Origin of the sequence: Streptomyces tailanensis, from assembly GCF_008386495.1 — a bacterium.
In the GTDB taxonomy this organism is placed as follows: Bacteria; Actinomycetota; Actinomycetes; order Streptomycetales; family Streptomycetaceae; genus Streptomyces; species Streptomyces tailanensis.
In genome coordinates this window covers 183,403-194,817 of record NZ_VTHJ01000008.1, presented here as the reverse complement: position 1 = coordinate 194,817, position 11,415 = coordinate 183,403, and the positions used below count along the sequence as shown (strand labels likewise).

The following is an 11,415-nucleotide window of genomic DNA, read 5'->3' as shown; positions in this document are numbered from 1 at the left end:
GCTTTCCTCCGGGCGCTTCCCTTCGGTCTTGCGTTTCCGACTCTATCAGATCGTTTTCCGGTCCGATTCCCTGTCGGCGGGATTTGCCTTTGGGCCTCGCGGTTTCCCTTGCGGCCTTTCGACATTCACTACGTTAGCCGATTCCCTCGGCAACTCATAATCGAGTGCTGCGTGCTTGAATTAGGGCATGCCTAATTCGCCCCCGCCGAGGGGATGTCGTAGGTAGTGGGTTGGCCGCTCTCGGCTGCTGGCTGATCGCCGTAACCGGTTCAAGCGGCTCGGGCTACGTTACGGACCGCTCAGGAGCGAGTCAAGTTGAGCGCCTGCGGGGGGCGTGGGCCCTATAGGGGCTGACCGTCGGGTCGTTGGCGATCCAGAAGCGCCAGGGGTGGACACCGCCGTCTCCGGCGACGCCGGTGCGGGGACCGCTCAGTACCTGGTCAGGGCTTACGGGGGTGCCGGTCAGGACGGTCAGGGCCGGGTCGTCGGGGGCGCAGGCGTCCGTGCCGTCCAGGGCCCGATCGACGTCCAGGGCCGTGGCCAGGCGTGCGGGCCCTTTGGCCAGTTCCTTGTCATTTCGGGCCGAGAGTCGACGTTTGCGGGCGAGCTCGGCGCCCTCAGTGATCTCGCCGGCGCGCAACAGGACCGCGCTCGCGCGGCCCTCCGGACCGCACACGAGGTTCATGCAGTGCCACATGCCGTAGGTGAAGTAGACGTATACATGGCCGGGCGGACCGAACATCACGTCGTTGCGGGCGGTGCGACCGCGATAGGCGTGCGAGCCGGGGTCGTTGGCGCCGTCGTAGGCCTCGACCTCCGTGAGGCGGAGTTCGATCGGACCGTCCGGGGTCACCCGTACGAGGACGCGGCCCAGGAGGTCGGGGGCGACTTCCAGGACGGGGCGGTCGAAGAACTCCCGGGCGAGGGGCGTACGGTCGGGGGTCGCGATCATGGCGTACGAGCCTAGTCCAGACGGGTGCGGGCCGATGGGTGGCGAGGGGCGTCCTCCTTGGAAGGGTGGGCGCGGAACCGGTCGCCGTCGGTTTGCGTTTGTAGGGATCAAGGATCCACGCCACGCAGAGCGATCCACACCACACAGAACACAGAGCCACACAGATACACAGGCGTTGCCTGACGGGAGGAACAGACATGGGGTTCAAGCGGCTGCTCGCGAGCCTGGGGGCCGGTGGCGCTTCGGTCGAGACGGTGCTGACCGAGGTCAACGTCGTGCCGGGTGGTGTCGTCCAGGGTGAGGTGCGGATCCAGGGCGGCTCCGTGGACCAGCAGATCGAGGCGCTGTCCGTCGGGCTGCAGGCCAAGGTCGAGGTCGAGGGTCAGGACGCGGAGTACAAGCAGGACATCGAGTTCACGAAGCAGCGGCTCGGCGGGTCCTTCGAGCTGAAGGCCGAGGCGGTGCACGTGGTGCCGTTCGGGCTGGAGATTCCGTGGGAGACGCCGGTCACCACGATCCAGGGGCAGACGATGCCGGGGATGAACATCGGTGTGACGACCGAGCTGGAGATCGCGCGTGCGGTGGACTCCGGTGACCTGGACCCGATCAACGTGCACCCGCTGCCGGCGCAGCAGGCGATCCTGGACGCCTTTGTCCAGCTGGGCTTCCGTTTCAAGAACGCGGACCTGGAGCGCGGTCACATCCGGGGTACGCGGCAGAAGCTGCCCTTCTACCAGGAGATCGAGTTCTTCCCGCCGCAGCAGTACCACGGGCTGAACCAGGTCGAGTTGAGCTTCGTCGCCGACGAGCGCGAGATGGACGTCGTACTGGAAATGGACAAGAAGCCGGGTCTTTTCAGCGAGGGCAGCGACTCGTTCCGTGCCTTCAAGGTGGGGCTGCAGGACTACCAGGGCACCGATTGGGCGGCGTACCTGAACCAGTGGCTGTCGGAGGTCGGCAGCAAGCGCAGCTGGTTCTAGGCTCTGAGCACACTCACCCCCAGATCCACAGGAGGTATCGAGGTGACCGAGCCGAAGAGGCCGCCGCTCCCCCATGATTTCCATCCGGTCGTGCCGTCGTTCCCGGTCACGAGCGAGGACGTCGAGCCGGGGGCGACGCTCAAGGACGCCCAGGTCTACGCGGGCGGCAACACCTCGCCGCAGCTGCGGTGGGAGGGCTTCCCGGCCGCGACCAAGAGCTTCGCCGTGACCTGCTACGACCCGGACGCCCCTACCGGGAGCGGGTTCTGGCACTGGGTCCTGTTCGACATCCCGGTCTCGGTGACGGAGCTGCCGGCGGGTGCGGGCTCGGGGAAGTTCGAGGGGCTGCCCGAGGGCGTGGTCCACGTGCGCAACGACTACGGGACTAAGGACTTCGGTGGTGCCGCGCCGCCGCCCGGTGACCCGGCGCACCGGTATGTGTTCACGGTCTACGCCGTGGATCAGGAGAAGCTCGGCCCGGATTCGGACGCTTCGCCCGCCGTGGTCGGATTCAACCTGCGATTCCACACACTGGCGCGTGCTCAACTCGTCGGAGAGTACGCGGCGGTAGCGGAAAAGTAACGAAGCCGGACGTTCATTGAACGTTTGCCCGTCTCTGGTCTTGGAAGTGATCAGAGGCGGGCATTTTTTATTGCGTTGTCCATCTCGGCGTGCCCGGCCAGAGTTGATCCAAGCCCGCCGGGGGGTGGGCTGGTGCACAGGAGGTGGGCTGAAGTGCGGGACACGCTGGTACTGAACGCGAGCTTCGAGCCGCTGTCGACGGTGACGCTCAACAGAGCCGTCGTTCTGGTACTGCAGGACAAGGCCGTCGTCGAGCAGACCCACCCCGAACTGCGCATGCGCGGGGCCGCGGTCGATATACCGGCGCCCCGGGTGATCAGGCTCTGCAGGTACGTGAGGGTGCCGTTCCGAAGACAAGCGCCGTGGTCGAGGCGGGGTGTCCTGGTACGGGACAGGCACAGGTGCGCGTACTGCGGCAGGCGGGCTACGACCGTCGACCATGTGGTGCCGCGGTCGCGGGGCGGTGGTGACACCTGGCTGAACACGGTGGCTTCGTGCGCCGAGGACAACCACCGTAAGGCTGACCGGACTCCGGAGCAGGCGGGGATGCCGCTGTTGCGGCAGCCGTTCGAGCCGACGCCGGCGGATGCGATGCTGTTGTCTTTGGGGCACGACGACTTTGACGCGCTGCCGACTTGGCTCTCTCAAGGTGCCGCATAACGCCGTTGGGGCTGCTTTTGTTGGCGGTCTGCAGGCGTGTTGTGGCTGATCGCGCAGTTCCCCGCGCCCCTGAAAGCAAAAGCATCCGGGCCCGCCTTCGCTTCGAAGGCGGGCCCGTCGTTGTGTGCCTCAGTCGATGGCCGGCTTCTCTCGGCGCTCGCTGCCGTCGGTCGGCTTGGGGATGGTTGGGCCGCCGCCCATGCCGAAGTTGCCCATGGCGCCGGAGAGGCCCTTGAGGGCGTCGCCGATTTCGCTGGGGACGATCCAGAGCTTGTTGGCGTCGCCCTCGGCGATCTTCGGGAGCATCTGGAGGTACTGGTAGGAGAGGAGCTTCTGGTCCGGGTCGCCGGCGTGGATGGCCTCGAAGACCGTACGGACGGCCTGGGCCTCGCCCTCGGCGCGCAGGGCGGCGGCCTTGGCCTCACCCTCGGCGCGGAGGATCTGGGACTGCTTCTCGCCCTCGGCGGTGAGGATGGCGGCCTGGCGCGTACCTTCGGCGGTGAGGATCGCGGCACGCTTGTCACGGTCGGCGCGCATCTGCTTCTCCATCGAGTCCTGGATGGAGGTCGGGGGTTCGATCGCCTTCAGTTCCACGCGGTTGACTCGGATACCCCATTTGCCCGTCGCCTCGTCGAGGACGCCGCGCAGGGCCGCGTTGATCTCCTCGCGGGAGGTCAGGGTCCGCTCCAGGTCCATGCCACCGATGATGTTGCGGAGGGTGGTGACGGTGAGCTGCTCGATCGCCTGGATGTAGCTGGCGACCTCGTAGGTGGCGGCGCGGGCGTCGGTGACCTGGTAGTAGATGACGGTGTCGATGTTCACGACCAGGTTGTCCTGGGTGATCACCGGCTGGGGCGGGAACGGTACGACCTGTTCGCGGAGGTCGATGCGGTTGCGGATCGAGTCGATGAACGGGACGACGATGTTGAGGCCCGCGTTGAGTGTGCGCGTGTAGCGGCCGAACCGCTCGACGATGGCCGCGCTGGCCTGTGGGATGACCTGGATGGTCTTGATCAGGGCGATGAAGACCAACACCACCAGAATGATCAAGACGATGATGATCGGTTCCATCGTTCGCTCCCCGTGCCCTTCTCTGCCGTGGCGCTTCCGGAAGATCTTATGCTGTTCGCCTGTTGAAGATCTTGCTCGTCGAGTCTGGCAGAACGGCGCCTGCCAGGTGGGTCGTTCAGGTCATTGCGTCATCACGTCGTGACCACGTCGTACGAGGTCACTTGTCGTACGGGATCACATGACGATCGCCGTGGCTCCTTCGATCTCCACGACGTCGACTTCCTGACCCACCTCGTAGGCCTGTCCGGTGTCGAGGGCGCGGGCGGACCATACTTCGCCGCCCAGCTTGATACGGCCGCCGTTGCCGTCGACGCGTTCCAGGACGACGGCGTGTTTGCCTTTCAACGCGTCGACTCCGGTGGCGAGTTGGGGCCGCTGGGCTCTGTGCCGGGCCGCGATGGGCCGTACGACGGCGATGAGCGCGACGGAGACCACGGCGAAGACGACCACTTGGAGTACGACACCACCGCCCAGCCCCGCGGTCGCGGCGCCGGCAACGGCGCCCAGGGCGAGCATGCCCAACTCGGGCATCGCGGTCACGACGAGGGCGATCCCGAGCCCGGCCGCGCCGATCAGCCACCACACCCATGCGTCGATGCTGTCCACATGGCCCATGGTAGGTCCGCGACCGGCCCGCCGACAGGGCGCGCGGAGGCAAAGATCACGTATGAGGGCCGCCAAGTCGGGTGCGCCCCGGCCGGGTTGTGGAGCCGGGGCGTCCGACTGGCGGAGGAGCGGGAGAAGTTGGAGGTCAGGTGAGGGGCAGGCCACGGGCGGTCCAGCGGTCGTCGGACTGCTCGACGACGAGCGGGAGGCCGAAGCAGAGGGAGAGGTTGCGGGAGGTGAGCTCCAGCTCCAGCGGGCCCGCGGTGAGGACCTTGCCCTGGCGGATCATCAGGACGTGGGTGAAGCCCGGGGGGATCTCCTCGACATGGTGCGTGACCATGATCATGGAGGGGGCGATGGGGTCGCGGGCGAGGCGGCCGAGACGGCGTACGAGGTCCTCGCGGCCGCCGAGGTCGAGGCCGGCGGCGGGCTCGTCGAGCAGGAGCAGCTCCGGGTCGGCCATCAGGGCGCGGGCGATCAGGGTGCGCTTGCGCTCGCCCTCGGAGAGGGTGCCGAACTTCCGGTCGACGTACTCAGTCATGCCGAGGCGGTCGAGGAAGGCGCGGGCGCGCTGCTCGTCGATCTCCTCGTAGTCCTCGTTCCAGGTGGCCGTCATGCCGTACGCGGCGGTCAGCACGGTCTGCAGGACGGTCTGGCGCTTGGGGAGCTTCTCCGCCATGGCGATGCCGGCCATGCCGATGCGGGGGCGCAGTTCGAAGACGTCGACGTGGCCGAGGGTGTCGCCGAGGATCGTGGCGGTGCCCTTGCTGGGGAACAGGTAGCTGGAGGCGACGTTGAGGAGGGTGGTCTTGCCCGCGCCGTTCGGGCCGAGGATGGCCCAGCGCTCGCCCTCCTTGACCGACCAGGAGACCTGGTCCACGAGAGCCCGGCCCTCGCGGACCACGGATACGTCCTCCAGCTCCAGAACATCGCTCATGAGCGCGCTGTCTCCCCTTGCAGTGTCGGCCTGTCTCGGCTGTCGCGTACGCCTGTGGTTGGAGCCACCGCCGGGTGGGCGCAGCCCTCAGGGAAATCTACGCCACCGGTCGGGCCGTCCATTCCATCGGTCGGTCCTTAGGGTGGGGGCATGCTCTCGGAACCACGTTCAGGACGCCTTGCCGCATGGGGGAATGCCCTTCTTGCCGGACTTGTCTCGCCGGATGACGCGGTGCTGGCCGTCGTCGGGGAGGACGCCGTGCACCGGGTGGATGGGTTGCCCGGGGAGTCGGGGCCCGTCGGGCTGACGCTCGCGCTCGGGCGGTTGCGGGCGCTCGGGGTGACCGGGTTGCGGGTGGCGTTGCCCGCGCCGGGCCATCCGCTGGGGCTCAGTGGGCCGCCGGAGTTCAACAAGCGGGCGCTGGAGGCGGAGGAGGCCGTGATCTGCCACGGGGGTGCGCTCGGGCTGGTGCCGGAGGTGTACGCGGTCGGGCCCGCCGGTGATGAGCACGTCGAGGTCGTCTGGCACTGCCTGGAGGTACGGGAGGCTCCGCCCGCCGATGTGCCGTCGCTCGGGGAGGCCGAGCGGGAGCTGGCCGAGGCCCTGCGGGAGGCTACGGCGGTGTTGTCGCGGTTGGATGTGGCGGCTTCGGGGCCGGTGGCGGAGGCGGCGATCGACGCGTATCGGGCGCGGGCCGAGCGGGGGCGGGAGGTGTTGGCGCCGGGGTATCCGCCGCGGGCGGTGCGGGTGCTGGAGTTGGCTCAGCGGGTGGGGTTGTTGATCTCTGTGGCGTACGAGAGCGGGGATGGTGGTGCGGTGAGCGCGTCCGAGGTGGCGGCTCGGGCGGTGGCTCTGCGGCCGGTGGAGCGGACGGCTCGGCGGGCGCAGGTGGCGGCGTACAACTCCGTTGTGGAGGAGCGGGAGCGGGGGCGCTAGCGCTGGCTTAGGTGGGGTGCGGGAAGCCCTTGTTGTGCTGTTGCCCGGCGGTTGGGGCTGGGCGGGGTGGGCTGCGCAACTCGGCGCTACGAGGTGCCGCTGCGCCCACCCTCCCCCATCGCCCCAGCGGCACGACCGCCCGCAGCTATGGCGACGGGGGTGGGCAGCCGGCCCAGCGGCACGGCTGCCCGCAGCTAGGACAGCGGGGTGGGGAGCCACCCCACCGCACGACCGCCCGCAGCTAGGACGACTGGGGTGGGCAGCTGCCCCAGCGGCAGATTGCCCGCAGCTACGCTGACCGGCCCTCCAGGAGTACCTGGAGGGCCGGTGGTCGCTGGCTGCGTGGGGCAGGGCGTCAGTGGTTGACGCCCAGGTTGCCGAAGGCCGGGTTCAGGAGGCCGACGACGTTCACGCTGTTGCCGACCACGTTCGTGGGGATGTCGACCGGGGCCTGGATGACGTTGCCCGAGATGACGCCCGGCGAGCCCACCGCCTTGCCGCCCGCGTGCGCCCCGCCGTCGGTGGCGGAGGCCATGCCGGCACCGGCGGCGACCAGACCACCGGCCACCATCGTGACAGCAGCGGCCTTCTTCAGGTTCTTCACTTTCCGAGCCCTTCCTTGCGATCACTGCGGCGGTCGCACGCAGCACGCACTGAAGAACGGCCGGGATCCACCAGGGATGCGCCATCCGGGGGACATACACACGACGGTATGAATCTCAGACCGGAGCGGGACCTTTCGAATTGACGGACAATCGGCCCATCATCCGGTCACACCATGACGTACCGCCCACAGAGCGGCCTGGGTCCGGTCCGCCAGGTCGAGCTTCATGAGGATGTTCGAGACGTGGGTCTTTACCGTCTTCTCGGAGAGGACCAGTGCGCGGGCTATCTCGCGGTTGGAGCGGCCGTCGGCGATGAGGCCGAGCACCTCGCGCTCCCGCTCGGTGAGCGAACCGCCTCTCCCCTGGCCGGAGTTGGCCTCCTCCTGGGAAAGGAGCGCGTCGGCGACCTCCGGTTGGAGCAGGATGTGTCCGGCGTGCACCGAGCGGATGGCGCTGGCGAGGGCGTCGGGGTCGACGTCCTTGTAGACGTATCCGGCGGCGCCGGCGCGGAGGGCCGGGACGACCGTGCGCTGTTCGGTGAAGCTGGTGACGATGAGGACACGCGCGGGGTTGTCGAGTTCGCGGAGCTTGCGGAGGGCCTCGACGCCGTCCATGCCGGGCATCTTGATGTCCATGAGGACGACGTCGGGCCTCAGCTCCTCGCCGCGGGCGACTCCTTCGGCGCCGTCGGCGGCCTCTCCCACGACCTCGATGTCGTCCTGCACCTCCAGGAAGGTGCGCAGGCCGCGGCGGACCACTTGGTGGTCGTCGACGAGCAGCACCTTGATTGCGTCAGCCACCGGGGACCTCCATCTCGATCGTGGTGCCCTTTCCGGGCGCCGATTCCACCGTGAGCAGGCCACCCACCCCGCCGGCCCGGTCGCGCATGGAGACCAGTCCGAGGTGGCGGCCCGCGCGGCGTATCGCCTGCGGGTCGAAGCCGCTGCCGTCGTCCGTGACCCGCAGGACCGCCCCCTTGCCGTGCCGGTCGAGGGTGACGTCGACGTGCTCGGCTCCCGAGTGCCGCAGGGCGTTGTGCAGGGCCTCCTGGGCGACGCGCAGCATGGCCTCCTCCTGGGCGGCGGGCAGTGCGCGGACGCCGCGTCCGACGAAGGTGACGTGGGCGCTGTGGGCGCGGTCCAGGACGTGGACCTGGGTGCGCAGGGTGGCGACCAGGCCGTCCTCGTCGAGGCCGGCGGGGCGCAACTCGACGACGGCGGCGCGCAGTTCGTCGGCGGCCTCGGCGGCGAGCGCGGCCACCTGCTGGAGTTCGCCCTTGGCGCGCGAGGGGTCGCGGTCGACGAGCGCGGCGGCGGCCTGGGCGGTCAGGCGCAGGGAGAAGAGCTTCTGGCTGACGGCGTCGTGGAGTTCGTGGGCGAGCCGGGAGCGCTCCTCGGCGATGGTGAGTTCGCGGCTGCGCTCGTAGAGGCGGGCGTTGGTCAGGGCGATCGCGGCGTGCTGGGCGAGGATCGACAGCAGTTCCTCGTCCTCCTCGGTGAAGCCGCAGCCGCCGTCGGGCTTGGGGCAGCGCTTGTTGGCGAGGAAGAGGGCGCCGATGACCTCGTCGCCGTCGCGGATGGGCAGGCCCAGGAAGTCGGCCAGGTCGGGGTGGGCGCTCGGCCAGCCCTCGAAGCGGGGGTCCTCGCGGACGTCGGCCAGGCGCTCCGGGGTCGCCTCGTGGAGCATCGCGGCGAGGATGCCATGCTGGCGCGGGAGGGGGCCGATGGCCTTCCACTGGGCGTCGCTGACACCGTCGACGACGAACTGGGCGAAGCCGCCGTGATCGTCGGGGACGCCCAGCGCGGCGTACTCCGCGTCGAGCAGCTCACGGGCGGAGGCGACGATCGTCTTGAGGACGTCGCGCACTTCCAGGTGTCTGCTCATGGCCAGCAGCGCGGAGCTCACCGCCGCGAGGCCTGACCGGGGACCTTGACTCATGACCCTCACCGTACCGGCGGGGTCCGACAGCGCGGATCGGGCCGTTGATGGCCTTGTCAGGGTCCTGGGACCTAGGTCCGGGACCTAGGACAGGCCTGGGACCGACCTAGGACCGGCGGCCCGGTCCGGTGGCCTAGGGCAAAGGGCCCCGGCGCTTTGCGGCCCGCGTACGAGGCGGCCGGGGCGGTGGCGTTCCTACGTTGAGGTCACCGCCGACCGAGTCGGAGGCGGCCGAGTGCGAGGGGACGGATGTCATGCCGGTAGCGATCATCACGGGGGCGTCGAAGGGGCTGGGGCGGGCGCTGGGCGCGGCTCTCGCCGAGCGGGGGTGGGACCTGGTGCTCGACGCCCGGACCGCGGAGGTGCTGAAGGCGGCGGCGAAGGAGCTCTCGGCGTACGGGACGCGGGTCGAGGCGGTGCCGGGGGATGTCACGGACGCCGGGCACCGGGCCGGGCTGGTGGCGGCCGCGCGGGCGCTGGGCGGGGTGGACCTCCTGGTGAACAACGCGAGTGCGCTGGGCGCCGAGCCGCTCGTACGGCTGGAGGGGCTGGGGCTGGAGGGGCTGCGGCGGGCCCTGGAGGTCAACGTGGTCGCGGCGCTGGGGCTGATCCAGGAGGCGCTGCCGCTGTTGCGGGCCTCGGGGGCGGGCGCGGTGATCGACGTCAGTTCGGACGCGGCGGCCGAGGCGTACGGGACCTGGGGTGGTTACGGGGCCTCGAAGGCGGCGCTCGACCAGCTGTCGGCGGTGCTGGCCGAGGAGGAGCCGGGGCTCAGGGTGTGGGCGGTCGACCCCGGGGACATGGGCACGGACCTGTACGCGGCGGCCGTACCGGAGGACGACGATCCGCGGCCGAGCCCGGAGAGTGTGGTTCCGGCTTTTCTGCGGCTGATCGAGGAGCGGCCGGCCAGTGGCCGTTACGGGGCGCCGTCGCTGCTGGAGGCGCGATGACGACGGCGACGGTGCGTGTTCCGGAGGAGTTGCACGCGCGCGTGCCCGCGGAGCAGCGCGGGCCCGGGTGGGACCGGGATTCCGTACGGCTGCTGGTTTCGCGCGGTACGGAGGTGTCGCATCACGCGTTCGCGGAGTTGCCGAGGCTGTTGCGGGCGGGTGACCTGCTCGTCGTCAACACCTCGCCGACGCTGGCGGCGGCCGTGGACGGGACGATCGGGCACGCGCGCGTGGTGGTGCATTTCTCCACGCGGGGCGATGACGGGCGGTGGGCGGTCGAGCTGCGGGATCCGGACGGTAGGGGCACCACACGCGCGCGTGCGGGAGGGCCCGCGGGGACGGAGGTGCGGCTGCCAGGTGGCGTACGGCTGGTTCTGGAGGAGCCGCTGAGCGAGCGGGGCGAGCGGCTGTGGTGGGCGCGCGTGTCCTCCTCGGTTGTCGCCTGGATGCTCCGGGAGCACGGGCGGCCCATTCGTTACTCCTATACGGCGCGGGACCAGCCCCTGTCCGTGTACCAGACGGTGTTCGCGCTGCCGTCGGACGACGGCGCGGGGAGTGCGGAGATGCCGAGTGCCGCGCGACCGTTCACGGCGCGGCTGGTGGCGGAGCTGGTGAGCCGGGGTGTGCGGTTCGCGCCGGTCACGCTGCACACCGGGGTCGCGTCGGCAGAGGCGCACGAGCCGCCGTATCCGGAGCGGTTCGTGGTGCCGGAGGCTTCGGCGCGGCTGATCAACGCGACGAGGGCGGGCGAGGGGCGGGTCATAGCGGTGGGTACGACGGCGGTGCGGGCCGTGGAGTCCGCCGGTGGGCCCGACGGCGTCGTACGGGCCCGTGCGGGGTGGACCGATCTGGTGGTCACCCCGGAGCGCGGGGTGCGGGTCGTGGACGGGTTGGTGACCGGGCTGCACGAGCCGGAGGCCTCGCATCTGCTGATGCTGGAGGCGATCGCGGGGCGGGCGGCGATCGACCGCGCGTACGAAGAGGCGATCGGGGGGCTCTACCTGTGGCACGAGTTCGGGGATGTGCACCTCATTCTCCCGGCGGAGGCGCCTCACACAGAGCATTGCGACAGCAACTGCCGGTGAGGTCGCCGTACGGCCGCTGTGACCCCTCCCATAGGGCGCACATCACGTACGAAGCTCCCTAGGAGATGGATAAGGGTGGTTTGAGCGGGAAGGACGGGTTGATCTGTCCTATT

General features: G+C 69.8%; 13 protein-coding genes. 6 read left to right on the top strand and 7 right to left on the bottom strand.

Annotated elements, in window-relative coordinates; genetic code table 11:
- Positions 1 to 310: 310 nt before the first annotated feature.
- The gene (locus F3T56_RS09475; RefSeq protein WP_149824294.1) at positions 311 to 952 is read right to left on the bottom strand and encodes a DNA-3-methyladenine glycosylase; all 642 of its coding nucleotides are present in this window, start codon (positions 950 to 952) and stop codon (positions 311 to 313) included.
- A gap of 197 nt (positions 953 to 1,149) precedes the next feature.
- On the opposite strand from F3T56_RS09475, the gene F3T56_RS09470 reads away from it, so the two are divergent.
- The 3 genes from F3T56_RS09470 (at position 1,150) to F3T56_RS09460 (ending at position 3,174) form a co-directional block, all read left to right on the top strand.
- A complete protein-coding gene (locus F3T56_RS09470; RefSeq protein WP_149824292.1) occupies positions 1,150 to 1,932 on the top strand; it encodes a sporulation protein in 783 nt (260 codons plus the stop codon).
- Between the two features lie 42 nt (positions 1,933 to 1,974).
- Positions 1,975 to 2,514, top strand: coding sequence for a YbhB/YbcL family Raf kinase inhibitor-like protein (locus F3T56_RS09465; RefSeq protein ID WP_149824290.1), 540 nt, complete (start codon positions 1,975 to 1,977; stop codon positions 2,512 to 2,514).
- A gap of 153 nt (positions 2,515 to 2,667) precedes the next feature.
- Positions 2,668 to 3,174 carry an HNH endonuclease gene (locus F3T56_RS09460; protein ID WP_149824288.1) on the top strand — a complete coding sequence of 169 codons (507 nt, stop codon included), beginning with the start codon at positions 2,668 to 2,670 and terminating at the stop codon, positions 3,172 to 3,174.
- A 129-nt stretch (positions 3,175 to 3,303) separates the two neighbouring features.
- Here the strand turns inward: F3T56_RS09460 and F3T56_RS09455 are convergent, their stop codons facing one another.
- The 3 genes from F3T56_RS09455 to F3T56_RS09445 all read right to left on the bottom strand — a co-directional run bounded on the left by F3T56_RS09455 (position 3,304) and on the right by F3T56_RS09445 (position 5,788).
- The gene (locus F3T56_RS09455; protein ID WP_149824287.1) at positions 3,304 to 4,245 is read right to left on the bottom strand and encodes an SPFH domain-containing protein; all 942 of its coding nucleotides are present in this window, start codon (positions 4,243 to 4,245) and stop codon (positions 3,304 to 3,306) included.
- A 174-nt stretch (positions 4,246 to 4,419) separates the two neighbouring features.
- The gene (locus F3T56_RS09450) at positions 4,420 to 4,851 is read right to left on the bottom strand and encodes an NfeD family protein (protein ID WP_149824285.1); all 432 of its coding nucleotides are present in this window, start codon (positions 4,849 to 4,851) and stop codon (positions 4,420 to 4,422) included.
- A 145-nt stretch (positions 4,852 to 4,996) separates the two neighbouring features.
- Positions 4,997 to 5,788: an ABC transporter ATP-binding protein gene (locus F3T56_RS09445; RefSeq protein WP_149824283.1), complete on the bottom strand. Its 792-nt coding sequence runs from the start codon at positions 5,786 to 5,788 to the stop codon at positions 4,997 to 4,999.
- A gap of 150 nt (positions 5,789 to 5,938) precedes the next feature.
- Between F3T56_RS09445 and F3T56_RS09440 the strand changes: the two genes are divergently transcribed.
- Positions 5,939 to 6,724, top strand: coding sequence for a hypothetical protein (locus tag F3T56_RS09440; protein WP_149824281.1), 786 nt, complete (start codon positions 5,939 to 5,941; stop codon positions 6,722 to 6,724).
- Between the two features lie 355 nt (positions 6,725 to 7,079).
- Here F3T56_RS09440 and chpE read toward each other — a convergent pair whose 3' ends face one another.
- From chpE to F3T56_RS09425, 3 genes are all read right to left on the bottom strand, one after another.
- Positions 7,080 to 7,328 carry a chaplin ChpE gene (chpE, locus tag F3T56_RS09435; RefSeq protein ID WP_149824279.1) on the bottom strand — a complete coding sequence of 83 codons (249 nt, stop codon included), beginning with the start codon at positions 7,326 to 7,328 and terminating at the stop codon, positions 7,080 to 7,082.
- Between the two features lie 159 nt (positions 7,329 to 7,487).
- On the bottom strand, positions 7,488 to 8,129 hold the full coding sequence (locus F3T56_RS09430) for a response regulator (protein ID WP_149824277.1): 642 nt from the start codon (positions 8,127 to 8,129) through the stop codon (positions 7,488 to 7,490).
- Positions 8,122 to 9,267, bottom strand: coding sequence for a GAF domain-containing sensor histidine kinase (locus F3T56_RS09425; protein ID WP_149824275.1), 1,146 nt, complete (start codon positions 9,265 to 9,267; stop codon positions 8,122 to 8,124). Before F3T56_RS09425 ends, F3T56_RS09430 begins: the two co-directional genes overlap by 8 nt.
- Before the next feature lie 254 nt (positions 9,268 to 9,521).
- Between F3T56_RS09425 and F3T56_RS09420 the strand changes: the two genes are divergently transcribed.
- Together F3T56_RS09420 and F3T56_RS09415 are read left to right on the top strand one after the other, a co-directional pair.
- Positions 9,522 to 10,217: an SDR family NAD(P)-dependent oxidoreductase gene (locus F3T56_RS09420; RefSeq protein ID WP_149824274.1), complete on the top strand. Its 696-nt coding sequence runs from the start codon at positions 9,522 to 9,524 to the stop codon at positions 10,215 to 10,217.
- Entirely contained in the window at positions 10,214 to 11,302 is a 1,089-nt protein-coding gene (locus F3T56_RS09415) for an S-adenosylmethionine:tRNA ribosyltransferase-isomerase (RefSeq protein WP_149824272.1), read from the top strand. Before F3T56_RS09420 ends, F3T56_RS09415 begins: the two co-directional genes overlap by 4 nt.
- The last annotated feature ends 113 nt before the right edge of the window (positions 11,303 to 11,415 follow it).